This is a genomic window from Nonomuraea sp. NPDC049486 (assembly GCF_040676925.1).
Classification (GTDB): Bacteria; Actinomycetota; Actinomycetes; order Streptosporangiales; family Streptosporangiaceae; genus Nonomuraea; species Nonomuraea ferruginea.
In genome coordinates this window covers 346,953-371,810 of the sequence record NZ_JBFAPV010000008.1, presented here as the reverse complement: position 1 = coordinate 371,810, position 24,858 = coordinate 346,953, and the positions used below count along the sequence as shown (strand labels likewise).

Below are 24,858 nucleotides of genomic sequence, written 5' to 3'. Positions count from 1 at the left end.
AGCAGGACCTCCCCGAACTATCAATCCTCGGTTGAAGGTTCCGCGGGCTGCTCTTCCTCCTGGCCGTCCCCGCCCTGGTCGACCATCTCGGCCGGGAGCGCGAACGGATCCGGCATCGGCTCCGGCCGGGCATCCCCGATCGCCGCGACCTCGGCCTGCACCTGGTCCTCGTCCCAGTCCGGGTGCAGCATCCTGACGAGGGTCTCGTCGCTCGCGGCCTCGGCCCGGCGCATCAGCTCGGCGGTGGTGGCCAGCTGCATCATGTCCGGCGACACGGAGTCGGCGAGCACGACGGTGGGCTTCTCCGGGACGATGCCCGACGTGAAGCCGAGCGCCACCTCCAGCTGGAGCTGCATCTCGATCCCGGCCGCCAACTCTGGGATGGCGTACAGGGCTTTCTGGCCGCGCGTCGTCAGCGAGCGGCGTTCCTTGGCGGTCACCTCGGTGGCTGTGACGGCGACCTCGCCGCGCAACCCGAACGACTGTGCGCTGTACCCGGCCGACCTCAGGATGGCTTCGAGCAGTTCAGCCTGGGTTTCCTTGTGCTCCTGCACTCGGATCGCGAACTGGGTGGCCGAGATCTCCATCCGCTCGTCGCCGCCGAGCACGTTCATGGCCTCGTAGATCTCGCGGTCCGGGTCGAAGTAGGCGCCCTGGCCGCGGCCCTGCGACTGCAGGTAGGCGGCCGGGACGTGGACGCGGCCTTTCCCGATGCGGATGTCGCGCATCCACGACGTCCAGGTTTCGTCGAGTGCGTCCATCAGCCCCATGATCGGGCCGTCGAAGTCGGAGCGGCCGAGCGCGGCGCCGGCGGGGTAGTTCCGCCACGTGCGCTGCGGCCGCATGTTCGGGACGTGGACGGCGGTGGAGCGGGCCAGCTTGGTTTCGATGGCGGGCTGCATGCCGGCGGTTTCGTGGTGGGCGGTGAGCGGGAGTTGCTCGCCGAGCGAGGTGGGCCCGCCCCGGTACAGCCCGTTGAGGATCCAGCCGGGTTCGTGGCGTTCGAGGTGCCAGAGGCAGGTGGTGTCCTCTTGTTCGATGATCCGCCAGAAGGTGACTGCCCAGAGCCGGTTGTGCCGCCATTCGGGGACGGCGCTGTCGGCGTGGACGGCGGCCATCCAGGGCTTCTCGGCGATGGACGTGTCCCACACGCTGCGCAGGTAGTAGGAGCCGAGCGCGCCGCCGACCTCGGAGCCTTCCAGGAGGGTGGCCTGGAGGCTGGGGAGCATGTCGTCGATGCGCTCCTGCGTGCCGGGATCCTGGACGGTGATCGTCGGCGGTTCGGAGAACAGGAGCACCGAGCCCATCGTCGCGAGGTCGGCGGCGATCGGCAGATGCACCTTCGCCCGCTTCTGGCCTTGCGGTGTGGGGTGGCCCCAGAACCATCTGGCGACGGTGCCGACGAGGCCGCCGCGGTGCTGGCTGGGCCGGTTGGCGGGGACGCCGTGGTTGTGGGGGTCGCCGTAGATGGTGGCTAGCTGCTCGGGATCCCCGGTGTACCAGGCGTCCAGCACCGAGTAGTGGTTGTAGATGGGCTGCAAGTGTTGGGGCGGCCAGGTGCCGCCGCCGGCCGGGAGCGGCACGACGGGCCTCCCCTCTCAGATGTGGAAGAAGTCGCTCAGCGCCTGGAGCGTCTCCGCGGCGAGCCTGCGCCGGCGGGCGGGGATGCCGGAGTCGCAGCACGCTTCACGCCCGGGGAAGCCGTCGCGCGGCTTGGTGTTGTTGCCGTGGTGTTGGCACGTCACGGGGAGTTGGACGAGGGCGGCGCGAATCGGGGACAGATCGGGAGGCTCAGGCAGCGCATGGGCGGCGAGGTCGCCGCCGAGCACCGGCATGTCGTCACTGTGCGAGGTCACGGTAGGGGCGGGGATGCGGGGCTGTGTGGCGGCGAGGGCGGTGTGCAGGCGCGTCCACGCATCCGCTATCGCGATCAGCGCGTTCACGAAGTTGGGGTTGCAGTCCGCTTCGTCGACGGCCAGGTCGAGCACCTTGGCGGCGTTCTCGGCCGCCTCCTCCGGCGTCATCACGGGTGCACCAGGTGCCAGGTGCCGCCGCGGCACTCGTCCTGATCCTGGTGGACGCCCCGGTTGAAGAACATGCCCTCCGGGTTGAGCACCGCGAGGTCGATGTGGCCGAACCACTTGTCGTCCACGGGAGGCTGGTACTCGTCGACGGCAGTCACGATGGCGGCACGGCAGACGCTCGGGTACTCGCCGCCGGGCGTGCCGTACGACTGGTAGTGAACGATCTGCCCGATGTAGGGCTTCTTTGCCATGTTGATCTCCAAAAGGCTCGGTTTTGGATCATGGATGGTTGCCTGCGGGAAGCTAGAGTTCCCGCAACTTACTAATCGGTAGAGCGGCGATCTCCAAGTTGTTGGAGATGCTGGGAGCTCGCTGGGAGTTGCTCACGCGGCCTTGGACGGCGGTGCGAGCTGGCCGTGCCAGATGTTGCGCGTCGTCCGGATCCCGTACCTGAGCGCGTCCACGCCGTGGTCGTTCACCTTCAACGGCTTGTCCTCGCCCTTCTCGGACGCGTCCGGATCCCAGGCGTAGCCGGGAATCTCCCGGATCAGCTCCCGGCACGATGCGTGCACCTTGAGCCGGCCGGTGGCGAACAAGCTCGCGACGTCGCGGATGCCGTCAACCACCTCGTTGTCAGCGAGGGTGGACGCGATGCCGCCGCGGTGCATCTCGACGCGGTACGACTTCGCGGACGGGTCGACGATCCAGTACGACGGGGTGATGCCGAGCCCGGTCACCCAGGCGCGCACCCGCTCCGCGTATTCGGCGTCCGTGAGGCTGCCGCGCTGCTTCTTCGAGTCCCAGCGCCACTCGTGGCCGACGTACAGCCTGCCGTCGGCGCCCAGGCCGATGGCGAGGGCGTGAAACGGGTTGGTGGTGCCGTAGTCCAAGCTGATGCACAGCCACTGCTGGATGGCGGGCAGCTGGTCGACCACATGCCGGGCCGGATCCCAGGATTCGTAGACCACGCCCTCAGCAAGACACCACTCGCCCAAGATGAGCCGGCGATACCAGAGGCCGGTGAACTCGCTGGAGACGTCGGCGACGTATTCGGGGGTGAGGCTGGGGTTGTCGGCGAGCTGGAAGCTGAACCGGTGCAGGTTGAGGCTGTCTGGGCTGCCCTCGTGGAGCTGGCCGTTGATGTCGACCCACAGGCGGGCCCTGTCTAGGTAGTTCACCTTGAGCCAGTGCTGGGGTCCGTCAGGGTTCGTCGTCCCGAACAGCTGCGCGCCCGGGATGGACAGCCGGGTGAGCAGCATGACCCAGAAGCTTTCGGGGATCGTGGAAACCTCGTCCACGTACGCGCCCACCAGGGACAGGCCCCTGATCTTGTCCTCGCTGCCTTCGTTGTAGGCGCCGGCCACGTACACGAGCCTGCCCAGGAGGTGGAGTTCGCCGAGGCCGGCCACGTACTTGCAGCGCTTCTCGCCCAGCATCTCCACCAAGGGGTCGATGATGTTGCGCTTCAGCGTGCGCTCCGTCTTGCCCACCATGAGGAGCGGGCCTGGGGGCGCGGTGCGGACGAACTTGAGCCAGCGCATCAGCGAGCTGATCGTCTTCGACGAGCGGACGGAGCCGTCCCACACGTTCAACCGGGCGGTCGCAAGCTGCACGCTCTGGCGCTGCTTGCCGACGAGCGGGGCGACCTTCACAGCCCGGTCATCTCCTCAAGCCACTGATCCACGGCCGCGTGAGACTCGCCGGAGTTGTCGTGCTTCTCGATCACGAGGTGCTTGTCGACGGCGACGGCCGCGGCCGTCATCAGATTCCGGAGGTCGCTCACGGGCGGCCGGTCGAGCTGCTTCTCGTTGTAGGTGTTGTCCTTGCCGCCGAAATTGAACGCGACGTGGGGCTGATCCATCTGGTCGAGCAGCTGGTTGGCCTTCTCCAGGAAGCGCCGGCTCGTCGACGCCCGCAACGCGGCGTTGTCCGCGCGGGCCGCCTCAGTCGCGTTCTTCGTTTTCGATCGATCGAACGCGTTCGTGATTCCGGCGTCTTTGGCCAGCTTGGAGACGGTGGATTGTGCTACTCCGTGATCGCGTGCGATCTGGCGTGCTGACTTCTCGCCTGCGCGGATGTCGTCGAGGATCGCGGTGCGTTTGGCGTCGCCGATGGTCGGTCGGGGCACAACACGCTCACCCCCTTCTGCGTCACAATGAGTCAATGAGTGACGGAATGAAGCGCATCATCCTGTCCATCCCCGATCGGCCCGGCTTCGAGGCGGTCGAGGACCTCGATGGGCAGTTCATCGACGTAGCCGTTGAGGGTGAGGGAAGCGAGGGTCGCACGGTCAAGATCAATGGCCGAACTCTGAAGTTGCGCTATGACAGCAATGAGCTGGTGGGCGCCGACTCGTACGAGCGTTGGAGGGCCTGGTCGGTCAGCGGGTAGAGGCCCGAACATGACGATGCCCCGCACGTGGCGGGGCACACTTCTCCGCTCGAATGATCGCACCGCTGTGGATAACTCGTCAAGCCAGGTCACACGTGGTGGGCAAGCTTCTCCCACACCGTGATCGGCCAGCACGGTCTCCCCCACAACCACGTGCCCACCAGGTTGGCCGGCGGCGAGCAGTTCGTCCCGTGGCACACGATGGCGATCTGGTTGCCGGGAAGCACCTCGACCCGCCACGTGAAGCCGCCGCCGACGGGCTGCTCGTCGGTGCGGCCCTGGCACCACGGGCAGACGACCCGGACGGTCTGGCCGTGGTACATCATCCCGAGCGCGCGCGCGGTCCGCTCGTAGATGCGTTGCACGATCGGCCACGCCCAATCCGACCACTCCTCCGGCAGCTCCCAGAGGCGGGCGAGGCTGTAGCTCAGCCAGGGGCGGGCGTCGAGCTGGCCGAGGCCGGGCGGGGCCAGGATCGGGCAGTGCGCGGGCGGGCCGAGCTCGGCGGCCAGGTCGTCAGCCAGCACGACCACGTCGAGCACGGTCTGGAGGACGTCGACGTCGCACGGGGCCGGCGACTCGCCCCAGGACAGGTTGTTGCGGAAATACCGCTCCATGTGTGCCGCCGCGTCCTGAAGAACCTTTTCCTCCGAGGAAATGGTTCGCGTCTGCCGCAACGGTTTCGTGGTGAGCGGCATTCTCGCCTCCACCAAGTCCGGCCAATACTCGATAGCCCATTCCAGGTTGGCGGCCACGATTTCGCGCATGGGCAGTCTCCTCAGAATGGCGGCTGGTCGGGGCACGAGTACGCGAACGGGATGAACACCGGCGTGGGCGGGCCGGGCGGTGGCGGGAAATGCGGGCCGGGCGGGCACCGATGGTCGGCCACGACTTTCCACTCCCGTTTCCCGGCGATGCGGAAGTGGTGGCGGTGCCACAGGTACGGCTTCCTGGGCAGGCCGAGCGGCTGCAGGTCGTAGGTGGCTTGTCCGGCCAGGATGGCGCCGAGCTCGGCGCGCGGGTCGAGCGGCTGGGGGTTGGCGCGCACCGCGAGCCCTTCACTGTGCGCTTTCAAGATCAGGTTGCCGCATCGGCGGCAGGTGTCGAGCACGGCCGGGCTGGAGATCATTTCCGGCCCCCCGCCAAGATCATGACGGATGACAGGTTTCTTCGCGTTCCCCGGCTTTGGCGCGCCCGCGTGACGCGCGCGCGCATACACGCGCACGTAAGGGCGGGAATGCGGGAAAATCTGTCATCCGTCATGATCTTGCACGTGTACCGGGCATCCTTGCAGGTCAGGGCGCGATGACAGATTCGATGACGGATCCGCGGATCCGTCATGATCTTGGGCGTGTGAAGTGACTTCACCATCCCGGCCCGCCGTACTTGTCGGAGTCGCCCGGCCCGGCGAAGCCCGGCGATGACGGATCCGGTGACGGATCCGAAGATCTGTCATGATCTTGGTCGGGGGTGAAGAGGCACACGTTCGCGTACGAGCGGGCGGTCGAATCGCGGGCGTCCGCCACCCCGTGCTTGCGCAGCTGCATGGTGAGCGCCTTCGCGCTGACCGGGGTGGCGCCCTCGTCGAAGCAGAACCGCTCGTACGCCTCGCGCAGCTTCGACTTCTTGATCTGCACGTGCTCGCCGCCGCCGACCCGGCAGCACTCGGCCACGAACCTGCTGACGGTGTCCTGGTCGGCGGCGTAATGCTCAGTCGCGGCCTTCACACTGTCCGGCTCGGCCAGGCCGCCCTGGTGGAACAGGGCCGCACCCTGCACGATCCAGGCCAGGAGGGCGGGGCCGTGCTCGCCGGCCAGGATGCCTTGCAGGTCGTCCACCATCTGCTCGACCGGCACCTCGTGCTCGAACGGGATCAGGCGCAACCTTCGCCAGAACGCGCGCCCGCCCGCCCGCACGCTGGGCTGGTTGTTGCCCATCAGCCACAAATGGTGGGTCGGCGTAAACGTGAAATGATCCTGGCGCATAAACCGGGCGGTGAGAGTGTCGCCGCCCGTGAGCTGCTTCACTTTCACTTCGTCGAAACGGTCATCGTCCGCGACTTCGGAGCAGACGACCATTCTCATGCCGGACAGGCGGGCGATCTCGGTCTCATGCTGGATATTCGCTTTCGCCATCAAGAAACCGCTGGGCGCGGTGGTCGCATAGTCGCCGAGAACCCCAACAATGGATTCGAGAAAGACGCCTTTCCCGTTGCCTCCGGAGCCGACACAGAACGGCAGGACGTGCTTGGACACGCTGCCGGTCGCGCTGTAGCCGATCAGGCGTTGCAGGTAGGCGACGAGCTGCTGGTCGGCGCCGAACGTGTCGGCCAGGAATGCCTGCCAGCGCGCCGGGTCCGCCTGCGGGTCGGGCGAGCACGCGGTCACCTTCGTGTGCAGCCTGGACGCGTCGGACGGCATGAGCCGGCCGCTCCTGAGGTCGACGATGCCGCCCGGCGTGTTCAGCTCCCACGGGTGGGCGTCGAGCTCGTCGACGCCGACCACGATGCGGGTGTCGGTCTGGGCCTGGGCCAGCATGCTGGTGGTGCCAGCGGAGGAGAGGGCGTGCTTCTTGTGCCGCACCGCCTGCTTCTCGCCGTCGGGCAGGCCGCGGGCGATGCGCTTCCCGTACTCGCGGACGAGGCCGCCGCCCTGCGGCTGCCACTCCCACAGGACGCCGGTCCAGGCGATCCACCGGCCGCGTTCGGGCACGTACCGGACGACGTCGCCGAACCGGTCGACCAGCTGGAGGGCGTTGCCGTCATCGCTCTGCGCGTAGGTGCGCTCTTCCACGACCTGCAGCACCGGCGGCGGGCCGGCCGGGTGAAGTTCGACGACAGGGGCGAGATTCCCTTGCAGCGGGGGCGGGGACGGGGCTGGTGCCGGGACTGTGCGCTCGACGCGCTGCCCGTACCCGGCCGCAGACAGGGCGCTCGCCGCCGCGGAGTGGTCGCCGCGGTGTTCAAGATGGGCGTAGGCGCCGAACCGGTCGTACGGGCGTTCAGCCTCGAACTCGGTCGAGGTGGACCACACGTAGAGGTTGTCGGCCTGGTTGCGGCCGGTGGTCGCGCTGACGCCCATGCGTTTGCCGGGGCGGCACCAGTACGTGATCCCCGCACTGTCGGTGTAGACGCGGGTCCAGCCGCGCGGGAGCAGGAGCTCGTCCCAGGTGGTGCGCTCGTTGTAGTCGTCGCCCGGCGACACCCCGTCCTCGTCGTCCCAGACGCGTCCAGGCTGCGAGAACAGCGGGGATGTGGGCGGCGCGGAGGCATCTCCCGGGGCCGGCATCTGGTCGAAGACGGCCGCCAGGTGGTGCAGCTGGTCGCGCTCCTCCACGGTGATGGTGGGGATCGAGCCGGGGCCGCCGGCGACCAGCTGCCACACGCCGCCCGGGATCGTGTCGTGAACGCTCCCGCCGGAGGGGGCGACGACGACGAACCCGCCTTCGGCGCGGGTTTCGATGAGGACGCGCGGAAACGTCGTGTGCGGCTTCTCGGCCAGGACCTCGTGTTCGCGCTCGTTCAGCTCGTCGAGGCGGGCGGGCCGGGCGGCCAGCTTGACGTTGCGGGCATCCCCGCCGGCGACCCGGTACAGGAGGTGGATGCCGCCGCTGGGGGTGACCTCCATGTATCCGGTGGTGACGCGCTGCCATAGGTCTTTCAGCCCGGACGCGGCGGCCAGGTCGGTGTAGTCGGCGGCGATGTTCTCGCGGACGGCGCGGCCCTCGAACTCGAACAGCTCCAGCCCGCCGGATGCGGCTCCGCAGACGATGCCAAGGCCGTCGTATCGGCCGTCGCCGAACCACCCGTCGAGCTCATCCACAGTGGGGCGGGGCTGGGAGCCTTCGGCGGCCGTGTAGTGCCGCCACTTCACTGCGGGGGCCTTACCGTGCCGGGCAGGGATGACGCACAGGCCCGCCTGGTGGAGCTCCCTGGCCGTCTGCAGGAGGTGGTTCAACGTGGGGGCCCCGCTCTCGATTGTGGTTCTGGGTGGAGATGGGTGCGGCCCCGACAGGACTCGCGCATCCTGTCGGGGCCGGTCATGGGGTTACTGGCCGGGTGCGGGGGGCGGCACCTGCATGCCGAGCGCCGCCGCCGCGGCCTGAGCCTCAGCGCTCCCGGCACCGACCGGAGCCGCCACGGGGACGGGCGCCTGGGCGGCGGGGACGCCGGGAGCCTGCGGCATCGGCGCCGGCGCGACCGCAGGAGCCGCGGGGACGGCCTGCGGGAGCGGAGCCACCGGCGCGGCCGCGGGGGCGGCGGTGGGCACCGCGACCGGGACGGGAGCCGGGGCGGCCTGCGGGGCAGGCGCCGCGACGGGGGCGGCGGCGGGCTGGAAGGACGGGAACGGGTTGCCGCCGACGGAGTTGAGGTACTGGGTGGCGTAGGCGGCGTCGTTCTGGTCGTACTCGTTCAGCACGTACGGCGCGGACTGGCCGGGCTTGGCGACGCCCCTGGCGAGGCGGCCGAGGACCGGGTCCTGGCCGATGCTGTTCTTGAGGGAGCCGATGAGCACCTTCTGGAAGATGAGCACGTTGGCCTCGGCCTTCGGCCCTTCGGGGTGGGTGAGGATGACGACGTCGGCGACGATGGGGTCGGCGACGCCGTTGCTGGTGAGGACGCCGGCGCGGATGGAGCGCGGGTAGAAGAGGATCAGGTGACCGACGTAGTCGGCGATCTTGACGTCGGAGGACGGGGCGGGCTGGGAGAAGGACATGATGTGCCTTTCGATGTGACGTGATGTTGCGCTGAGGTGTGCGAGATAGACGATACAGAACGAGACGAGACGATACAATACGAGACGCGAGATGGTTGCGGTACGGACGGTTACCGTTTGCGGATCTTGCGGTGGCCGACGTGCCATGACCCGCACACGCCGCACCGGTAGACGCCCAGCATCGTCTTGGACGCGCCCCGGCGCACCAGGCCGAACAGGTGGCCGAGGGCGTCCCGGCGGGAGGCGTGCCGGCGCTTGTTCCCGCACTGGCGGTCCCGGGCGTCGCTCATGACGCCCCCGGACAGCCCCTGCTCGCGTCCGTCGAGCCGGGCTGGAACCAGGGACAGTACGTACAAAACGCGTCGGCGGCCGGGAACGACGCCCACGCGGGCGGGTTGTTGGGCGGGTCCAGCACGGTGAGCATGGTCATGACCGCGTCGAGCCGATCCAGCGCGGCCAGAGCGACCTGCCGGTCGTACGGCTCACACCACACGTGCAGGCCGTCGATGCGGCCGCCCCTGGGCAGGAAGACGACGGCGACATCGTTCACGGTTTCGCCGGCGTTCTCCTGGCCGAGCCCGTACAGGTGGGCCTGCACCCGGTACTGGTCGCCCGGCCCGTTCTTGCGGTACTTGTCGAGCCGGTCAAGGCCGACGCACTTCCAGTCCATGTTCGTCCCGGTGGCCCGGTCGAAAAGGTCCGCGTTCCCGTGGATGTTGCCGCGGATGTGGAGGCGGCGTTCGATCACGTACCGCTCGTGGCCGAGCCGGCGGTTCTCGGCCGCGAACGTCTGCTCCATCCACGAGTGGACGGCGGTGCCGATGATGGACGCCCACGGGTCCGAGTCCGTGTTGGTTTCGGGCCAGTCGCACAGCTTGTAGGCCAACCGGCGCACGCACGGGGTGCCGATCTCGGACGGGCCGATCACCCGCTGCAGGCTGCGGGGCGCGTTCTGGCCGGCGGTCTTGACGACGCTGACGACGTTGGTGGCGATGGCGGCGGCCAGGCCGGACAGGGCCGGGGAAGCCCAGCCCGCGTCCGGCTGCGAGAACGAGACCGTCACGAGACGTCCTTGGGCTGCTCGCGGCGGGTGAAGGTGAGCGGCCCCCACTGGGTGCGCACGTATTCGGGAGACATGCCGTTGCCCCCGTCGTCGTACATCGACACCCCGCCCGGCTCGGCGGAGACCGTCCACTCGTCGCCGTCCCGGTCGGTCCACACCTCGCCGACCTTCGGCGGCCACGACCCCTCAGGCTCCGGCTCGGGGGCGTCCTGCTCGCGGTGGACGAGCTGCATCGGCCCGTACTCCCGGTTCACGTCGCGCGGCTCGCGGGCGTGCCCGCCGCCGGCGGGCACCAGCTCCACCACCGGCACGGCCGGGAAATCCCCGCCGGGCCCGTGCTGGTAGACGTGCGCGGTGGTGGCGAACCACAGGTCGAGGTCGCCGTCGCGCCACAGATCACCCACCCGCGGCGGCCAGTTGGCGGGCGTCACGCGCTCCACGGTGGCGGTGGTGATGGCGGGGGAGAGGGCGGGCAGCCGGAGCGTCCCGTTGTCGCCGCCGTCCGGTCCCGGCACCGCCACGAAAACGACGGCGGGGAAGCCTCCAGAGGGCAGTTCGACGTGGTCGACGCGCACACCCTTGAGGGTGACGTCGACCACGTCGCCCTTGCTCGGAAGGGGGGTGATCATGTCCAGTCTCCTGTCAGCTTGAAGGGCCTGGCCGCCTTCTTGGCGACCAGGTACTGCTCGTAGATGTCGGGGTGGTCCTTGGCGAAGGCCTTGGAGTCGAAGTGCGGGGCCGCCTTCGACTCCCGCCACGTGACCGCGGGGCGCCCGGCAACGGTGGCTTCGTCGAGGCTGCGCTCGGCCATGAAGTCCTTCAGCTTCTGGATGGCGGCGTCCTTCGCCTCCTTCCAGCCCTTCTCGTGCTCGGCCGCCTTCGCGGCGAGGTCGAGCCAGCCCACAAGGTCGGCCGGCAGATCCGTGTCGGCGCGGGGCGGGTCGGGGGTGAGTGTGTCCACGACGGCGGACTCTTCCGCGGCCGGGACCGGCGGCGCGGTGTCGAGCGCGGTTCTGTGGACGGCCGGAGCGTCGTCCACAGGCCCGTACAGGTTCCGGCAGTCGAGCACGTCCTTCGCGCGGGTGACGGCGACGTAGGTGAGCATCGCCTCGGCCGGGACGAGTCGCCCTTCCGGGTCGTACGGCTCCTGGAAGTCCGCCGCGAGGCGCACGGTGTCCCACTCGCGGCCTTTCGCCCGGTGGGCGGTACTGATGGTGATGTCGGCGTTGTGCTCGTCCACCAGCTGGTCGACCACCTTGAGGATGGCTTCCGGCCCGTGACTGTCGACCAGCTTGACGAGGGTCTTCAAGTCCTGGCCGCCGGCGTCGTGCTCGGCGTACTCGCGCACCTCCGCCCACGAGGCGAACGCCATCAGCTCGGGGTGCTCGGTGCCCTTCCCGCAGCGCAGGTCCTGGCAGGCCTTCGCCAGCCGCCGGATGTCGTCGCCGCCGCCCACCATCGCGGGACGCAGGCCGGCGCCGATCGCCGCCATCGCCTGCCCGACCGCGCCCGCGTTGGTCCGGCACAGGACGGCGCCCGGGTGCGGCACCATGTCGAGCCGGGAGTCCTTGCCCGGGTTGCCGGTGAGCCTGAGCGGCGCGTCCAGGAGTTCGAGCCACCGGTTGGCTTCATCGGCGATGCGCTGCCCGAACCTGAAGCTCTGCGTCAACGACAGGCGGGTGCCCTCGAACTCCTGCATGGCGTCGACCGCCCCGCGCCAGCCGTAGATGGCCTGCGACTGGTCGCCGACCAGGATCCGCTGGGCGGCCTGCTGCTCGACCACGGCCGCGATGACCGGATTCGCGTCCTGCGCCTCATCCAGCAGCACGACGCCGTACGGGAGGGTCGGCCGGGTGAGCGCCCACATCTTCAGGTAGTGGTCGTGCTCGAACTTCAGCTTCCCGTCCATCGAGGTGAGGTCCTCCCATGCGCGGCGGGCGAGCGGCACCACATCGAAGCGCAGCGCGCTGGCCGCCTCAGGAGACAGGCCGGGCACGTCCGGGACGTGCGTGGTGTACACCTCGTCGTCGTCGGAGTGGCAGAACAGCCGGATCGTGTCCATGACGATCCTGGCCACCTTCACGCTCGTGAGCGCGTGCTGGCCGAGGTCGAGCACGGCCGGGATCGCGAGGTAGCGCGCCACCTCCCGCGCCGGGAGCCGCGGCCCGTTCAACCTGTGCTTGAACTGGTGGCCGACGGCGCGGAACGCCAAGCTGTGGGCGGTGCGGCAGTCCGTGTTGGCCGGGAACGCGGCGGCGGCCTCATCAGCGATCGCCTTGTTGTAGGCGAGATACAGCATCCGCTGCCGGTTCTGGGCGGCGGCCAGCATCTTCAACGTCGACGTCTTGCCGGTTCCGGCGCCGGCCTGGACGACGAGCGGCTGCCCGGTGGCGGCCGCGTCCAGGATCGCCTGCTGCTCGCCGGTCGGCTTGTGCTCGAAGACGGGCGCGGCCGGGGTCGCGACGGCCGGGACGGCGTGGACGGGCGGCTGGGGGACCGTGAACCCCAGCGTGGCCGGGGCCTCGGTGTAGGGGGCGGGCTGGGAGAACATCAGCTGGACACCGCCACAGGGGCGGGGCTGCTCGGCTTCTGGGAGATCAGCGTCCATACGATGACGGTGATGCCGTCGACGGGGGCGGCCACCTCCAGGATGGTGTCGGTCTTCCACTCCGGGGCGGCACCGAGGCGGCGGGCCCACGCCTTGACGGCGGTCACGGCCGCGTCGTCGCTGTCCTCGCTGATCTGCCCGTCGATCTCGCCCGGGTTGCTGGGGTCCAGGACGTCGGTGATGCCCCAGGCCGCCTGCGGCAGCTGCTCGGCGAGCAGCTTGACGAGCACGGTGGCGGCCGCGGTCTGCCGCTGCCGGATCACGTCCGGGTCGGCGTAAACGAAAGTCATGATCTTCTCTCTCCGGCGGGGCGGATGGGTGGGCGGCCCCGCCCCCGATCGGGGGGCCGCCCGCGGGGTGGTCAGGCGTGGGCGAGGTGGGCGCGCTTCTCCAGCTCCGCCCGGTACTTCAAGTCGCCCGGCAGCTCCTGGCCGTAGGCGATGAACGCCTCACAGGCGGCCGTCTCGCGGGCGAGTTCGGCGGGGGTCATGCGGTCGAGCCGGGCGATGTCGGCCGCGAGCTCGGCCTCCGCGCTGATGAACCACACCATCGGAACTCCCTAATGTCTCGTTTCGTCTCGCCCTGACATACAAGACGATACAAGACGAGACGAAACGAGGCAAGACGATACACGGATGGTTGTGCTGAACCCCGCGACGGAGACGTCAGCGCTGGTCGGCCGCCATCGACTTCGAGGTGAGCTCGTGCAGGCGCCGTTCGAGGGCCTCCACGTGCGCCCGGCACTGCAGCAACTCCTGGGCGGGCGTGCGCGGCGACGGGCCCCGCACCGACCTGTCCGGCTCGCCCAGCACCTCGATCGTGTCGGTCAGGCCGGCGACCCGGCGTTCGGCCACCGCCAGCTTGCGCACCGCCTCACCCCGCTCCCGGGCCACCTCATCCCGCTGCCGCCGGGCCCGCTCCGTCTGCTGCCGGGCCTGCTCCAGCCAGGCCGCGTACTGGACGCACCGCTCCCGCGCCTCCCGCACCTCCGCCACCAGGCCGGCACGCGACCGCAACCAATCCCGGAGCTTGGCCGCAATCACGACAGCCTCACCGACATGACCACATGCCAGTAGCCCGGCTCCCCGTCGACGCCGGCCGCCTGGAACAGCGCGGGCTTGCCGTTGCCGAGCATGCGCAACTCCACCTGGCCGCCCACCGCGGCGAGCGCGTCGGCCAGATATCGCGGGTTGAACGCGATCTCGACGTCGCCACCGTCGAGCTGGGCGTCCATGGCTTCGCGGCCGAGCCCGCCGTCGGCGCTGCCAGCCTCCACCGTCACCTGGCCGGACGTGAAGGCGAGCCGAACCGCGGTGTGTCGAGCGGCGAGCAGGCTCACGCGGCGCACCACCTGGGCGAGCTCGCCGCTGTCCACGGTGGCCTTGTGCGGCGCCTCGGCCACCTTCCCGTAGTGGGCGCGCAGGTTCGGGTATTCGGGGTCGAGCAGCCGCACCGTCGTGCTGTAGCCGTCGCACGAGAACGACGCCATGCTGCCGTCGACGCCGACCTGCACGTCCCCGTCCGGGAACCCCTTCACGATGTCCGCGAGCGTCTTGGCGGGGATGACGGCGGCCACGTCGCCGGCGTCCACCACCGGCTGCCAGCCGATCGTGTGCCAGGCGATCCGGTACCGGTCCGTCGCCGCCAAGCTCAGGAGCCCATCCGAGGCTTCGACCCGCACCCCGGTCAGCATCGGCACCGTATCGTCCGTGCCGGCGGCAGGCGCCACCCTGCCGACCGCGTCGGTCAGCTGCTTGGCCGGTATGGATGCGACCGCGGCGGGCATCTTCGGCATCTTCGGGTAGTCCTCGACCGGCATGGCCGGGATCTCGAACGCGGCCTTACCGCACCGGATCCAGGCCTGCCGCTCGTCGGCTTCGACGTCGACGAACTCGTTCTTCGGCAGGGTTTTGGCCACCTCGGCCAGCAGCCGCCCGGGCAGCAGGACGCGGCCCGGCTTCGCCGCCACCTCGGCGGTGCGGCGCCTGCTCGTCTCGTAGTCGAACGCCGAGAAGGCGACCTCGCCGTCTCCGGCCTCGACCAGCATCCCGGCCAGGACCGGCAGGGTGGCACGGCGAGGCAGCGCATGCGCCGTCCACGCGGCAGCCTCGGCCAGCTCCCCGGCCATCATCGTGAACATCATCGTCATAGGAGGGTCTCCTGACCTTCGTGAACGGGCGGCGCCGTCGGCTCCCGACTGGGCAGGCAGGCGGGGCAGGTGCCGGGGGCGCGGGGGTCGAGCCAGCCGGAGCCTTCGCGCGGCGCCGGGTCGACGCTCAGCAGCTGCGGGCAGTCGGGGTAGAGGTGGCCGATGAAGACGGGCGGCTGGTCGAACCGGCCGGCCTTCACGTCCTCGCCGCCCGGATACCACGGCCTGATCCACTCGGCGATCGCGCTCACCGCGCCACCTCCGGGAGTTCGGTGATGTGGAGGACGAGCTGGCCGCTGACGACGTGCTCACCGAGCCGCATGTCCGGCCCGACCAGATGCGTGTCATCGTCGTCCGGCAGCACCCGGGCGTCCACCAGGCCGTCGATGCAGGCCTTGAACGACGGGTACAGGTTGGCGACGTCCCGCCGCCGCCGGTCGGGCGGCCGGTACTCGCCGACGATGTGCGCCCTGCGCAGGGCCGGGATCTCCAGCAGCATGGCGCGCGCGTACGCCTGCTCCCGGAGCGCTCTCGTCCGCTCCGACCGGATCCGCCAGTGTGCACGCTGGTTGGCGTTGAGCAGCTTCATCCCGGCCGGCAGCTCGACCGTCCACGAGCGCGGCCCGTTCACACGACCGCCCGCAGGAACGAGTAGAAGCCGAGCATCACGAGCGCGATGACGACCCACACCATCCACAGGAGCAGCCACAGCGGCGGGTCACCCCCGCTCCCGGCGGCGGCCAGGACCGCGCACACGATCGACCCGGCGAGGCTGACACCGGCCTCCAGCCAGCGGCGGCGGGCCAGGCAGCGCAGGCCGAGCGCGAGGGCGAGCAGGGCGACGACCCCCGCGAACAGGACGACCGAGATCACGGCTGCCTCCGCTTCTCGACCTTGTAGGCGGCCAGGACGTCGCGGGCGAGCAGCTCGGTGTCGAACAGCCCTTCTCCGCCGAGCGCCCCGTCCAGCGTTTCGGAGAGCGCGGCGAGCAGTTCCGGGTCCGGCTCGGCGGTGGCGGCCTCCACCAGTTCCAAGAGGGCGCCGGCGATCATCTCGGCCGTCGTCACGTCGAACTCTCGCCCGAACAGGTGGAGACGGTGGCCCTTGCGCTCGACCAGCACGCCGTTGACCGCGACCCGCAGCTTCTCATGCAGTTTCGGGTTGTCGCCGAAGTAGACGCGACGTGCGATGAGAGGCGGCTGCTGCCCGGCGGCCTGGTACAGCGCGGCAACAACCATCGGCAGGTCGGCGGCGGATACGTAGACGCCACCCCCGGAGCCCTCGATGGTAACGAAGGCGCGGCCTTCGTAAGTCAGAGGCCGCTCGATCTTCAGCTTGTCGCCGTCGCTGTCGACGAAGTCGCTCACGCTTGCCTCCACTTCTCGTCCTCGCGGACACCCTTGGGGGAGGTGGCGTGCTGGTCATGCTCGGACCAGATGGTGCCGATCGCGGCCTCCTGCGACGGCGGCAGGGTAGACCCGTCGATGGCGGGCATCACCGACGTCGACGCCGGGTACGGCTGCCGCCGCTCCACCGGCGCCAGGTCAGGCACCGGCCACGGCGTGCCGGTCGGCATCAACGGGTCCGGCAGCAGCTGCCCGGCCCGCGCCTGCTGCTCGGCGGTGGAGAGCAGCTGCTCCCAGCCGGCCAGGACACGCTGGGCCTGGGCGACCTGCTCGCGCAGGGTTTCGACGTGCGTGTGACTGATCACGCGCTCTGCTCCTTCAACTCGGTGACGAGGGAGGGGGTGGGGGAGGCGACGCCCCAGAACTCGGCGTCGAAGCCGGGCGGCCGGTGGTAGATGAGCTCCCGGCCGGTGACCGGGTCGCGCGCCGTCACCCTCAGGTCCTGGCAGCCGCCGTCACCGCACGGCTCCGGGAAGCTTTCGACGACGACGATCGGCGGCGGCTGTTCGCCGTCGCGGGCGTGCATCCGCCGGATCCGGGCGAGCTGGCCGGGCTGCAGGCTCTCGAAGGCGGCCATCACGACCCGCCCGTCTTGACGGCCATGACCGCCTTCAGGTCGCTTTCGCGGTAACGCCGGTGGCCGCCCGGGTTGCGGACGTGCGGCAGCTTGCCCTCGTCCGCCCACCGCGTGATCGTCCTGGTGGAGACGCGGCAGTATTCGGCCGCCTCCCCCCGCTTGTACAGGCGCTCGGCCGTGGCCGTGGCTGCGGTTTCGGTGTTCATGGGATGTCTCTCCTCTTCAGGCGGCCCGGCCGGGACGCCCGGCCTGCCGCGACTTGCGTGCGTCGGCGCCGGCCAGGGCCCGCCGCGACATCTCCGCCGACAGGGCGTTGCGGGCGGCCGCGTGCAGGTCGTCCTCGGACGCGTACTCGCGCTCGCCGCGCAGCCGGTCGACCCAGTAGGCGAGCGAGACCGGCGAGGCCTGAGTGGCGTTGCGGGTGCGCGCCTTGCGGTCCGTCGTCTGCGCCCAGGAGGCGTGCGCGGCCAGCCGGGCGGCCGCCGATCGTCTCTCCGATGTGGCCAACGTCTCCTCCTCGAAACGCGATGCGATACGAGACGAGACGATACAGAAACGACGGCTGCGAGGCAAGACGATACGTAACGAGACGAGACGAGGCGGACGCGGTGGCGTAGAGGTCAGGTTTTACAACCTCTGACTGGATGGGTTACGAGACGATGTGATGCAATACGAGACATGACGGCTGAGGGATCGCCCACACCTGGCCGGCCCCTCTGGGAGGCCGCCGAACACGTACGCACCGAAAAAGACTGGACGATCGACCAACTCGCCGAACGGGCCGGGATCGGACGGGCAACCTACAACAGGCTCGCCACCAACCGTGTGCCGCCACAGGCCCGCACCGTGCGAAAGATCGCGTCCGCGATCGGCATGCCGCTCGCCGAAGCGATCCGCCTATCCGGGCTCACTAGCCAGCCCGCGCCCGCCGGCGACATCGACCTGCTCCCGGTGATCACGTTCGACCAGGCCAGCCCCGACATCATGGCCGCGACCGCGCGCATCCTGCGCCAGCAGCTCCAGCAATTGCGGGAGGCCGCCGCAGCGTCCGGTAGAACGCTCGGCGACCTCCTGGTCGACCTCGAACTTGTGCGGCCTGAGGAGTTGCGGTTGAGCGGCCGGGCCGGCCGGGAGGCGGCGGTCGACCTCCCGGACGGCCACGACCGCAGGGCGGCCGGTTAGGCGACCCTGTCGCGGTGCTCGTGCCGGTGATGCACCAGCTCGGCGGTGAGGGTGCGTACCGCGGTGAGCGTCGCCCGATCCTGCCGCACCGCGTCCACGGCGGTGTGTAGCTCGTCGGCGGCCTGGCGGACGGTGTCGCACACGTCGGCCCTGATCTCGGCGACGCGGGCGTCTACGGCGTTCTCGCGGGCGAGCACGATGATGATGACGGCGGCCACCATGGACGCGGTCAACATCGTGAGGTGCAACCGGTCGGAGCCGTGGCCGGTGATGGATGTTGCGATCGTGGCCGCCCACAGGGTGGCCGTCCCGGCGATCGCGGTCCGGGTGAGGGTGCGCAGTCGAGCCAATTTTCCGGGTCCTTCCCCCAGACGGCCTCATCGGCGCTGATGAGGCTGTGCCGTGTTCCCAGGCAAGCGGCCCAGCCACAGTACGACGCCCCGGCGAGATGTTGAAGGTTTCACCTTCTGGGAAACGGCCGTCTTGACAGGTGAACGCCATTCGTGTAGCTCCCGATGCAAACGTTACGCAGACCCGGAAACCTGGTCGAATACCGCAGATCGGGATACATGCGCATACCGCCAGAGTGAGCGGATTGTGGCGGCCGGGATAGGTTGCCGGATCTTGGGGCAGGTGCGGGGATTGTGCGGAGTCGACCACGCGTCACCGGGGTCGACTTCCGCAAGGCCCGCACGGCGGGGAGGGCACCGCTTGCCTGGGAGGCTCGGGCCCGCCCGCCGTGCGGGGGCTGGGGGTCCTGGCCTCAGACATCACGCCATCTGGCACCGGATAGTAGTCGATATATTCCCGTCCGTCACCAGCAAATCGGGCAGGGGCGAATAATGTTCTACCCGGAGGGATAAACCCTCACCTCGGGCGGGGAAACGGGCGGCACGCGTAAGCCGGGATGACGGATCCATGACGGATCCGTCATCGGCTCTTTTTCGGCTCTGACCTGCAAGGATGCGTCCCACCCACGCAAGATCATGACGGATGACAGATTTCTCTACATTCCCGCCCTTACGTGCGTATGTGCGCGCCCGCGTGACGCACGCGCGCACACGCGTAAGGCGCTCAATGCGGGAAAATCTGTCATCCGTCACAGGCTTCTTGCCGGACCCGGCAAAAAGCCTGGTCAGGGCACAGATTTGGGCGATGACGGATCCGTCATGGATCCGTCATCCGGCTGATCCGAGCCGGTCCGCGGGGGAGTGCCGGGCATGGATCTCCCTCGCCCGCTCGTCCGCCAGGCCGTCGCTGTAGTGATCCACCATGTCGGCCGTCTTCCAGCCGAGGATTCGTTGCACGGCTTCCTTGCCGGCCCCGCTCTTCAGGAGCTCGTGGGTGGCGGTGCCGCGGTAGTCGTGCGGCGTCACCTTGCGGATCCCGGCCTGGCCGGCCCGTCGCGCCAGCATGTCTCTGAGGCCCTCAGGAGACATGTGGCTGGTGTTGCGGCCTTGGATGCCGAGCCACAGCCACGGGGACGTCTGAGCCTTGCTGTGGCCGCTCCTGGCCCGCAGGTAGCGGTCGAGGGCCTGGGCGGCGGTGGCGCCCAACGGCAACCACAGCTCGTCGCCACCCTTGAGCACGATGCGGAGTCGCCGGCCGCGCAGGTCGACGTCGTGCGTGCCGGGATCCCGGGGTGTCCAGCGGACGCCCATGATGCCGGAGGCGCGCGGACCCGAGTCGTACAGGATCGTCATCAGCGCGCGGTCGCGGCGGTCCTCGAACGACTTCCCGGCCGCCGTGGCGAGCAGCTGGCGTTGCTCGTCCGGGCTGATGTACTGGCGCACCTTGGCCGGGACGTTCGGCCGGTCCTTCTTGAGCACCGGGCTGGCGGTGGTGCGTTCGCCGATCTCGTCCGAGCACAGCCAGCCGAACCAGACGTGCAGGTTCCGCCAGGCGACGTCCGCGGAGGCGGCCGAGGTGCGTTCCCGCTCGGCGACGAGGAACGCGCGCACATGCTCGGCCGCCACCCTTTCCGCATCGCACGGCAGCGAATTGTCGGCGAGATAGGCGACGAATTTCCGGGCGACATCCGTGTAGGAGCGGATCGTCTTCGGCGACTTGTTCGCGGATTCGAGCGCCAACGTCCACGATTCCAGGCACTGGGTGAGGTGCGCGCCGTGCGGGATCGGTATCGCCTGGCTGGCGCGGGTGGGTCGTCGCTTTCGCGGCTGGCGGGTGGTGAAGTCGATGACATTGTCTGGCACGTCAGGCCCTCCGGCTCGGCGAGCTCCGGCGACTCGTTTCGTATCGTCCCGCCTCATTTTGTATCACCGTCTGTGATTGGGCAAGGTGGGGGCGGCGGTCAGACGGGCTAAAAGCAGCGTGCGAACCTGGTAGTCTTGTCTCCGTCGCCCAAACCGGCAGGTGAGGGGCGGTAAAGCGAGCGGCCGTAGCTCAATGGATAGAGCATCTGACTACGGATCAGAAGGTTAGGGGTTCGAGTCCTCTCGGCCGCGCACCTGGCAGAAGGCCCTTCGGGATGATCCCGGAGGGCCTTTTTCGATCTTGTACAGCAACGCAGTCCGACACCGCCGGTCCCCACGCGTGCAGCTCATGCCTACGGGACGCCGGCCACTCTGCTCATGCCTCGCCGAGGCCCTCTCGAAGGCGCTGAACCCAATCGGCAGGGAAGACCTGCTCAAGCCGCTCCCTGCTGGTCTCCAACAGCCCTTCCTTCGCCAAGGGGAGAAGGGCGCCGTCCTGGACGGCTTGGTGATTCTCGGGTGCGGGGCAGATCAGCACGGCGAGGATCCGGCATCCTCGTTGAAGCTCCTCGATCCCTACCGTGTGGATCATCCTCTTGATGGGCTCCCATGCCGTCCGTACGGCAAGGCCCACCAGCGCATCGAGGAGGACGCCGCGCCCTTCAGCCTTTCGGGACTGCAGGATGACCGTCGTCATGTACTCGGGGATTCGGTCCATGGCTTTCGAGAATTTCTCGATGGCCTCGGCCACGGCGACGAGGAGATCGCACCAGAAATGATTAGTGAGTTGCCTTCTTGCTTCTCGCGGGTTGCTCCCGCCGAATCTATTGTCGAGCTCCTGGATTACAGGACCAGCAAGGATGTCTCCGATTTCCTGGATGCGGTCGATGGTGTCCGGGTTTTCGGATAGCCAATCAACGATGTCGACCGTGGCGCTATCGGTGGCTGCTGCTTTCCTGTCTTTGGATGGCTTGCGTCGCCCTACGGGAGGCCGAGTCGCGGCCCATGCGGTGTCGCTGCGATCTCTCGCCTCTTGACGAGCAACGGGAGAAGGGTCTCGGGCCAACAGGAGAGCGTTGGTCCAGCCGTGCTGAGCCCCACCGCACGCGGAACAACCGCAGTAATGCCCCTTGGCCCGCTCGCAGATCACAGGGTGCTTCATTCGCCCTCCGTTACGTCTGGCAGACAGTGAATTGGCGCCTCACTGGAAGCTCCATTCTTTTGAACCACAAGCAGCGAGAAGCGATATGACCACCGTGGCCAGTCCGGCATATCCCTTCGGTAATGACGAGATCCTGTGCACACACATAGGTTTTCTGGGATACCCGCAGAGGACCTATGTGTGGTACCGAGAGATCAGTAATTTCTCACTTGGGCGAGCGAGGCTCTGATTGAGCCGGTCAAGCGCTTACGGGTTTCGGGGCTGGGGATCTGGATGTAGACGTTCATGGTCATCGAGTGGACCCGGATGCGCGGGACGATCGCCGCCAATGCCCTCCTACGTCGGACTCGGCACTGGGCATGACGGTATTTCTGACGGCAACGTCGGCCATCAGGCTCGCACGAAGAGCACCCCGACGACTGACCAGCTTCTGGTAGAGGGCTGGAGAGCACGGTGATTGCTACACCTGAAAAGCGGACGGTCATGCTGACCGCCCAGAAAGCTATCTCCGCCTGAAGGGACGTCGTAGGCGGTCGGCCGTTCATCAGCTCGCTCAGGTTCTCCTCAGTGAGTGGCAAGCTCGAAGGCGTTACCTGCTTGCCGCGGATCCCAGCCGTGACGGAGCTGTGGTTACTGCGAGTTGGGCGCGACTCCACACTGGTAGACCGACTGTTCCAGCAGTTCCGGCGTCACCTTGACCCCAGTCAGGCGCTCGGCCATCGCGAGGAACGACTCACTGCTGTGTGCGGCGTCGAATTCGACCTGCCGCGCGATCTCGGTGAATTCCTCATCCCATTTGGTGAAGGAGTCGATGTCGGAAAAGCTTGGCTCCAAGGCCAGACGCTCCTGGCCGTCTTCCATCCAGAGGAAGTCTTCCTGCCCGTTGACATTGCGGAAATGCGAGACCAGCCGGGTGCCCGCCGACAACCGTCCAGCGATGCCAGGGAGAACGCCCATGAAGCCGTTGGGTTCGACGATGAACGCCCAGTCACCGATGGGTGCGACCCCGAAGAAGTGGCCATACCCGGAGCGGGACCTACCGAGGTCGGAAACCCCGGCTTTGATCAGCTCCTTGAGTCCCATGGGCGGAAAGCCTTCGGCCCCGGTCCGGGCCAGCACCTGCTCAGGTGTCAGCCCGCGAACGAGGGTGAAACAGTATGCCTCCCGAAGATCGGTGTACTCGTCGTAGATGAACCGGCCAAAGGTGAACCAGGCGTAGTCAGCGGCAGTCGCAATCATGCCGACATGCTGCCAGCCGGGAATGACAAAAGGGGTCACACATGGGCGCGTCCTCGCGCGAGCGTGCACACTGGAGGACCCGGCGGTTCCAGCGGCATCCGCGCACCAGCTCTACGCGGATGTCTGAACCCACTTGATGCGCTTCCCCCGGATCTTGATCTCTCGGAATAGTACGGCGTAGATGACTATCCGCCGCGCGATGAAGGAGCTAGGCGAGCGCGGCCTGATCTGTAGCGTCCATGGCCAGGGCACCTTTGTACAGCAACTCATATAGCAACCCCATCTCACGCCATCACCCACCACCGGACCGTATCTGCCACCTGAGCAGGGCCAGACGCGGTCGCCGAGGGCATCTGCCCTTCCCTGCGGATCAGAAGGCTAGGGGTTCGAGTCCTCTCGGCCGCGCATATGCGAAAGGCCCGCTACCAGGGAGATCCTGGCGCGGGCCTTAGTGTTTGTCAGGACAACTTTGGCTAACAGCGCTGCTAACACCGGGCTCCTGCTCGCCCCAGTCTGACCACGTAGTCGTCGTCGCCCCCGCCATTCGGGGCCGACCTCGAGTTCGTCGGACGCCTGTACCGGTCTTCGTGAGCCAGGCCGGTACGTCCCCGTACGATGCTTCGGTGGTCGACGGTGATGACTTCACCTACGAGATGGCCTTCTCTCGCGTGGACGGCGCGATCGACGAGTTCTGCACCAAGCTCGGCGGTCGGCCGGTCTGGCTGGAGGAGCCGCAATGGCCGCTGTGTGTACGGCACGAACGCCCGATGGGGTTCATCGGACAGTTCAGGCTCCCCGGCAGGTCGACCCGGATGGCCTATCTCTTCATGGACGACGAAGCTGAGGAGTCCTGGCAGCCAGAGGGCGGCGAGAACGCGCTCATCGTGCAGCCGGGCCGGGTCCCGCCGTTCATCGAGACGGCCGGTGTCGTCGACGGCGAAGGCCTCCTTGAAGAGTTGTTCGTCGACCTGGAAGAGGTCGAGCAGTCGGAGCCGCCCTGCTGGGGGTCCCGTCTGCTGGGCGCTCCCGGTTGGCTGCAGGGCGAGGAGTTTCCGCCCGGCGGGCCGTGGAGCTTCTTCTTCCAGCTCCGGGACACGTACCAGGCGATATTCGGCGACGGTGGGATGGGTTACGGCTTTCTCAGTGCCGACGAGCAGGAGGGCCGCTTCTTGTGGCAGTGCTAGCCGGTGTCCGTATCGCTGGAGGAGGCCGGGTGGTGCGCAGCCGTGATCCTGATGTGAACACCCCGTTCACAGCCATGTCGTCGCCAGCCAGGCAGTGAGGGCCGCAGCGAGGAGGAGGGTGATGTTGAGGGCGATCTGGCGGTCGCCGCGGCTTAGGTGCAGGGTGGTCGCGCCGATCTGGAGGACCACGAAGCCGATGGCCGCGGCCAGGGCCGGCCAGGAGGCGATGCGAGTCAGCGGCGGGAGGAGCAGCCCGATCGCGCCGAGTACCTCGATCACGCCGATGGCTCTGACGGCCGGCATCGGCATGTCGTCCACCCAGGCCATCATCGGCCGGAGCCGTTCGCGGCTCCGGACCATCTTCACCCCGCCCGCGTAGAGGTAGAAGAGAGCGAGCAGGCCGGCGACGATCCAGTACGCGACGTTCACGGGGTGGCCGGCTCGGTGGCGTAGCGGCGCATCACCTGGATGTTGGCCTGCGGGGTCATCGCTCGGCCACCGGCGATCATGTCCTTCAGGTCGCGGAAATACTGCACATAGAGATCGGGCGTGAATGTGCTGAGCATGACGGCCGGTTCGTCGGTCATGTTGGCGAAAGTGTGCGGGGCGCCGGGTGGGACCATCACGAGCGTGCCCGCCGTCGCGTCGTAGTCCTGGTCGCCGACCGTGAACCGTACCGCGCCGGAGATGATGTAAAAGCCCTCGTCATGCTGGGCGTGACGGTGCTGCGGCGGTCCGGGCGTGTGCGGTGCGAGGACGGATTCGGCGATTCCGAGGCGGTGCCCGGTGTTGCTGCCGTCTTCGAGGACGCGCAGTCGCGTGGTGCCCAGCACGATCGTCTCGCCGTCGCCCGGGCCGACCACCGATGCGGTCGTTGATTGATCAGTCATGTCTCGATCTCACCGTCAGCGCACCGCGCCCGTCCAAGATCTGTTCTGTGCCGCC

The 24,858-nt window shown here is 68.5% G+C and carries 34 protein-coding genes and 1 tRNA gene; 4 read left to right on the top strand and 31 right to left on the bottom strand.

What is annotated here, in order from left to right:
- Window positions 1–20: 20 nt before the first annotated feature.
- From AB0K05_RS24870 to AB0K05_RS24850, 5 genes are all read right to left on the bottom strand, one after another.
- On the bottom strand, window positions 21–1,583 hold the full coding sequence (locus tag AB0K05_RS24870; RefSeq protein WP_364231982.1) for a hypothetical protein: 1,563 nt from the start codon (window positions 1,581–1,583) through the stop codon (window positions 21–23).
- A 15-nt stretch (window positions 1,584–1,598) separates the two neighbouring features.
- A complete protein-coding gene (locus tag AB0K05_RS24865; protein WP_364231980.1) occupies window positions 1,599–2,027 on the bottom strand; it encodes a hypothetical protein in 429 nt (142 codons plus the stop codon).
- Complete coding sequence (locus tag AB0K05_RS24860) at window positions 2,024–2,275, bottom strand: hypothetical protein (protein ID WP_364231978.1); 252 nt, start codon at window positions 2,273–2,275, stop codon at window positions 2,024–2,026. Before AB0K05_RS24860 ends, AB0K05_RS24865 begins: the two co-directional genes overlap by 4 nt.
- A gap of 132 nt (window positions 2,276–2,407) precedes the next feature.
- A complete protein-coding gene (locus tag AB0K05_RS24855) occupies window positions 2,408–3,676 on the bottom strand; it encodes a terminase family protein (RefSeq protein ID WP_364231975.1) in 1,269 nt (422 codons plus the stop codon).
- Window positions 3,673–4,152 carry a winged helix-turn-helix domain-containing protein gene (locus tag AB0K05_RS24850; protein ID WP_364231972.1) on the bottom strand — a complete coding sequence of 160 codons (480 nt, stop codon included), beginning with the start codon at window positions 4,150–4,152 and terminating at the stop codon, window positions 3,673–3,675. Before AB0K05_RS24850 ends, AB0K05_RS24855 begins: the two co-directional genes overlap by 4 nt.
- A 47-nt stretch (window positions 4,153–4,199) precedes the next feature.
- Between AB0K05_RS24850 and AB0K05_RS24845 the strand changes: the two genes are divergently transcribed.
- Complete coding sequence (locus AB0K05_RS24845; protein ID WP_364231969.1) at window positions 4,200–4,415, top strand: hypothetical protein; 216 nt, start codon at window positions 4,200–4,202, stop codon at window positions 4,413–4,415.
- 89 nt (window positions 4,416–4,504) lie between these two features.
- Here the strand turns inward: AB0K05_RS24845 and AB0K05_RS24840 are convergent, their stop codons facing one another.
- The 20 genes from AB0K05_RS24840 to AB0K05_RS24745 form a co-directional block, all read right to left on the bottom strand.
- Window positions 4,505–5,032 (bottom strand): hypothetical protein, encoded by a 528-nt coding sequence (locus tag AB0K05_RS24840; RefSeq protein ID WP_364231966.1) that lies wholly within the window; start codon window positions 5,030–5,032, stop codon window positions 4,505–4,507.
- Between the two features lie 161 nt (window positions 5,033–5,193).
- Complete coding sequence (locus AB0K05_RS24835) at window positions 5,194–5,544, bottom strand: hypothetical protein (protein ID WP_364231964.1); 351 nt, start codon at window positions 5,542–5,544, stop codon at window positions 5,194–5,196.
- 235 nt (window positions 5,545–5,779) lie between these two features.
- A complete protein-coding gene (locus AB0K05_RS24830; RefSeq protein ID WP_364231961.1) occupies window positions 5,780–8,371 on the bottom strand; it encodes a phage/plasmid primase, P4 family in 2,592 nt (863 codons plus the stop codon).
- 90 nt (window positions 8,372–8,461) lie between these two features.
- Window positions 8,462–9,130 carry a hypothetical protein gene (locus tag AB0K05_RS24825; protein WP_364231959.1) on the bottom strand — a complete coding sequence of 223 codons (669 nt, stop codon included), beginning with the start codon at window positions 9,128–9,130 and terminating at the stop codon, window positions 8,462–8,464.
- A gap of 110 nt (window positions 9,131–9,240) precedes the next feature.
- Entirely contained in the window at window positions 9,241–9,420 is a 180-nt protein-coding gene (locus tag AB0K05_RS24820; protein ID WP_364231957.1) for a hypothetical protein, read from the bottom strand.
- Window positions 9,417–10,193, bottom strand: coding sequence for a hypothetical protein (locus tag AB0K05_RS24815; protein ID WP_364231954.1), 777 nt, complete (start codon window positions 10,191–10,193; stop codon window positions 9,417–9,419). Before AB0K05_RS24815 ends, AB0K05_RS24820 begins: the two co-directional genes overlap by 4 nt.
- Window positions 10,190–10,822: a hypothetical protein gene (locus AB0K05_RS24810; protein WP_364231952.1), complete on the bottom strand. Its 633-nt coding sequence runs from the start codon at window positions 10,820–10,822 to the stop codon at window positions 10,190–10,192. The genes AB0K05_RS24815 and AB0K05_RS24810 overlap by 4 nt, the downstream gene beginning before the upstream one ends.
- Entirely contained in the window at window positions 10,819–12,801 is a 1,983-nt protein-coding gene (locus tag AB0K05_RS24805; protein ID WP_364231950.1) for a UvrD-helicase domain-containing protein, read from the bottom strand. Before AB0K05_RS24805 ends, AB0K05_RS24810 begins: the two co-directional genes overlap by 4 nt.
- A complete protein-coding gene (locus tag AB0K05_RS24800) occupies window positions 12,744–13,091 on the bottom strand; it encodes a hypothetical protein (protein WP_364231947.1) in 348 nt (115 codons plus the stop codon). The genes AB0K05_RS24805 and AB0K05_RS24800 overlap by 58 nt, the downstream gene beginning before the upstream one ends.
- A 71-nt stretch (window positions 13,092–13,162) precedes the next feature.
- The gene (locus tag AB0K05_RS24795) at window positions 13,163–13,351 is read right to left on the bottom strand and encodes a hypothetical protein (RefSeq protein WP_364231944.1); all 189 of its coding nucleotides are present in this window, start codon (window positions 13,349–13,351) and stop codon (window positions 13,163–13,165) included.
- Between the two features lie 115 nt (window positions 13,352–13,466).
- A complete protein-coding gene (locus tag AB0K05_RS24790; RefSeq protein WP_364231942.1) occupies window positions 13,467–13,817 on the bottom strand; it encodes a hypothetical protein in 351 nt (116 codons plus the stop codon).
- A 23-nt stretch (window positions 13,818–13,840) separates the two neighbouring features.
- Window positions 13,841–14,950, bottom strand: coding sequence for a DNA polymerase III subunit beta (gene dnaN / locus AB0K05_RS24785; RefSeq protein WP_364231939.1), 1,110 nt, complete (start codon window positions 14,948–14,950; stop codon window positions 13,841–13,843).
- Window positions 14,947–15,201, bottom strand: a complete 255-nt coding sequence (locus AB0K05_RS24780; protein ID WP_364231936.1) for a hypothetical protein — start codon at window positions 15,199–15,201, stop codon at window positions 14,947–14,949. Before AB0K05_RS24780 ends, dnaN begins: the two co-directional genes overlap by 4 nt.
- Window positions 15,198–15,581 carry a hypothetical protein gene (locus tag AB0K05_RS24775; RefSeq protein WP_364231934.1) on the bottom strand — a complete coding sequence of 128 codons (384 nt, stop codon included), beginning with the start codon at window positions 15,579–15,581 and terminating at the stop codon, window positions 15,198–15,200. Before AB0K05_RS24775 ends, AB0K05_RS24780 begins: the two co-directional genes overlap by 4 nt.
- Window positions 15,578–15,823 (bottom strand): hypothetical protein, encoded by a 246-nt coding sequence (locus AB0K05_RS24770; RefSeq protein ID WP_364231931.1) that lies wholly within the window; start codon window positions 15,821–15,823, stop codon window positions 15,578–15,580. Before AB0K05_RS24770 ends, AB0K05_RS24775 begins: the two co-directional genes overlap by 4 nt.
- Window positions 15,820–16,317 (bottom strand): hypothetical protein, encoded by a 498-nt coding sequence (locus tag AB0K05_RS24765; protein ID WP_364231928.1) that lies wholly within the window; start codon window positions 16,315–16,317, stop codon window positions 15,820–15,822. The genes AB0K05_RS24770 and AB0K05_RS24765 overlap by 4 nt, the downstream gene beginning before the upstream one ends.
- The gene (locus AB0K05_RS24760; protein WP_364231926.1) at window positions 16,314–16,661 is read right to left on the bottom strand and encodes a hypothetical protein; all 348 of its coding nucleotides are present in this window, start codon (window positions 16,659–16,661) and stop codon (window positions 16,314–16,316) included. The genes AB0K05_RS24765 and AB0K05_RS24760 overlap by 4 nt, the downstream gene beginning before the upstream one ends.
- A complete protein-coding gene (locus AB0K05_RS24755; RefSeq protein WP_364231923.1) occupies window positions 16,658–16,933 on the bottom strand; it encodes a hypothetical protein in 276 nt (91 codons plus the stop codon). The genes AB0K05_RS24760 and AB0K05_RS24755 overlap by 4 nt, the downstream gene beginning before the upstream one ends.
- The gene (locus AB0K05_RS24750; protein ID WP_364231921.1) at window positions 16,933–17,139 is read right to left on the bottom strand and encodes a helix-turn-helix domain-containing protein; all 207 of its coding nucleotides are present in this window, start codon (window positions 17,137–17,139) and stop codon (window positions 16,933–16,935) included. The genes AB0K05_RS24755 and AB0K05_RS24750 overlap by 1 nt, the downstream gene beginning before the upstream one ends.
- Window positions 17,140–17,155: 16 nt before the next feature.
- Window positions 17,156–17,440, bottom strand: a complete 285-nt coding sequence (locus AB0K05_RS24745; RefSeq protein ID WP_364231919.1) for a hypothetical protein — start codon at window positions 17,438–17,440, stop codon at window positions 17,156–17,158.
- 171 nt (window positions 17,441–17,611) lie between these two features.
- Between AB0K05_RS24745 and AB0K05_RS24740 the strand changes: the two genes are divergently transcribed.
- On the top strand, window positions 17,612–18,115 hold the full coding sequence (locus AB0K05_RS24740) for a helix-turn-helix transcriptional regulator (RefSeq protein WP_364231916.1): 504 nt from the start codon (window positions 17,612–17,614) through the stop codon (window positions 18,113–18,115).
- Here AB0K05_RS24740 and AB0K05_RS24735 read toward each other — a convergent pair.
- Complete coding sequence (locus tag AB0K05_RS24735) at window positions 18,112–18,465, bottom strand: hypothetical protein (protein ID WP_364231914.1); 354 nt, start codon at window positions 18,463–18,465, stop codon at window positions 18,112–18,114. The two genes, AB0K05_RS24740 and AB0K05_RS24735, sit on opposite strands and share 4 nt — an antisense overlap.
- Before the next feature lie 828 nt (window positions 18,466–19,293).
- Entirely contained in the window at window positions 19,294–20,328 is a 1,035-nt protein-coding gene (locus tag AB0K05_RS24730) for a tyrosine-type recombinase/integrase (RefSeq protein ID WP_364231912.1), read from the bottom strand.
- Window positions 20,329–20,507: 179 nt separating this feature from the next.
- Between AB0K05_RS24730 and AB0K05_RS24725 the strand changes: the two genes are divergently transcribed.
- Window positions 20,508–20,580, top strand: a tRNA-Arg gene (locus tag AB0K05_RS24725).
- Between the two features lie 124 nt (window positions 20,581–20,704).
- Here AB0K05_RS24725 and AB0K05_RS24720 read toward each other — a convergent pair.
- Together AB0K05_RS24720 and AB0K05_RS24715 are read right to left on the bottom strand one after the other, a co-directional pair.
- The gene (locus AB0K05_RS24720) at window positions 20,705–21,490 is read right to left on the bottom strand and encodes a hypothetical protein (RefSeq protein WP_271276288.1); all 786 of its coding nucleotides are present in this window, start codon (window positions 21,488–21,490) and stop codon (window positions 20,705–20,707) included.
- A gap of 630 nt (window positions 21,491–22,120) precedes the next feature.
- Window positions 22,121–22,768, bottom strand: a complete 648-nt coding sequence (locus AB0K05_RS24715) for a DUF6461 domain-containing protein (RefSeq protein WP_364231909.1) — start codon at window positions 22,766–22,768, stop codon at window positions 22,121–22,123.
- Between the two features lie 584 nt (window positions 22,769–23,352).
- Here AB0K05_RS24715 and AB0K05_RS24710 point away from each other — a divergent pair.
- Window positions 23,353–23,913: a hypothetical protein gene (locus tag AB0K05_RS24710; protein ID WP_364231907.1), complete on the top strand. Its 561-nt coding sequence runs from the start codon at window positions 23,353–23,355 to the stop codon at window positions 23,911–23,913.
- Window positions 23,914–23,979: 66 nt separating this feature from the next.
- Here AB0K05_RS24710 and AB0K05_RS24705 read toward each other — a convergent pair whose 3' ends face one another.
- Both AB0K05_RS24705 and AB0K05_RS24700 read right to left on the bottom strand, forming a co-directional pair.
- Complete coding sequence (locus AB0K05_RS24705; RefSeq protein ID WP_271276634.1) at window positions 23,980–24,342, bottom strand: DoxX family protein; 363 nt, start codon at window positions 24,340–24,342, stop codon at window positions 23,980–23,982.
- Window positions 24,339–24,776 carry a cupin domain-containing protein gene (locus AB0K05_RS24700; protein WP_271276635.1) on the bottom strand — a complete coding sequence of 146 codons (438 nt, stop codon included), beginning with the start codon at window positions 24,774–24,776 and terminating at the stop codon, window positions 24,339–24,341. Before AB0K05_RS24700 ends, AB0K05_RS24705 begins: the two co-directional genes overlap by 4 nt.
- Window positions 24,777–24,858: the final 82 nt, after the last annotated feature.

Coding starts and splice junctions, on each gene's coding strand:
- AB0K05_RS24845 (WP_364231969.1), top strand. CDS start 4,200: ATGAAGCGCATCATCCTGTCCATCCCCGATCGGCCCGGCTTCGAGGCG.
- AB0K05_RS24720 (WP_271276288.1), bottom strand. CDS start 21,490: ATGAAGCACCCTGTGATCTGCGAGCGGGCCAAGGGGCATTACTGCGGT.
- AB0K05_RS24740 (WP_364231916.1), top strand. CDS start 17,612: ATGACGGCTGAGGGATCGCCCACACCTGGCCGGCCCCTCTGGGAGGCC.
- AB0K05_RS24800 (WP_364231947.1), bottom strand. CDS start 13,091: ATGACTTTCGTTTACGCCGACCCGGACGTGATCCGGCAGCGGCAGACC.
- dnaN (WP_364231939.1), bottom strand. CDS start 14,950: ATGACGATGATGTTCACGATGATGGCCGGGGAGCTGGCCGAGGCTGCC.
- AB0K05_RS24825 (WP_364231959.1), bottom strand. CDS start 9,130: ATGTCCTTCTCCCAGCCCGCCCCGTCCTCCGACGTCAAGATCGCCGAC.
- AB0K05_RS24860 (WP_364231978.1), bottom strand. CDS start 2,275: ATGGCAAAGAAGCCCTACATCGGGCAGATCGTTCACTACCAGTCGTAC.
- AB0K05_RS24840 (WP_364231966.1), bottom strand. CDS start 5,032: ATGGAGCGGTATTTCCGCAACAACCTGTCCTGGGGCGAGTCGCCGGCC.
- AB0K05_RS24835 (WP_364231964.1), bottom strand. CDS start 5,544: ATGATCTCCAGCCCGGCCGTGCTCGACACCTGCCGCCGATGCGGCAAC.
- AB0K05_RS24820 (WP_364231957.1), bottom strand. CDS start 9,420: ATGAGCGACGCCCGGGACCGCCAGTGCGGGAACAAGCGCCGGCACGCC.
- AB0K05_RS24750 (WP_364231921.1), bottom strand. CDS start 17,139: ATGAACACCGAAACCGCAGCCACGGCCACGGCCGAGCGCCTGTACAAG.
- AB0K05_RS24805 (WP_364231950.1), bottom strand. CDS start 12,801: ATGGACGCTGATCTCCCAGAAGCCGAGCAGCCCCGCCCCTGTGGCGGT.
- AB0K05_RS24810 (WP_364231952.1), bottom strand. CDS start 10,822: ATGATCACCCCCCTTCCGAGCAAGGGCGACGTGGTCGACGTCACCCTC.
- AB0K05_RS24755 (WP_364231923.1), bottom strand. CDS start 16,933: ATGGCCGCCTTCGAGAGCCTGCAGCCCGGCCAGCTCGCCCGGATCCGG.
- AB0K05_RS24795 (WP_364231944.1), bottom strand. CDS start 13,351: ATGGTGTGGTTCATCAGCGCGGAGGCCGAGCTCGCGGCCGACATCGCC.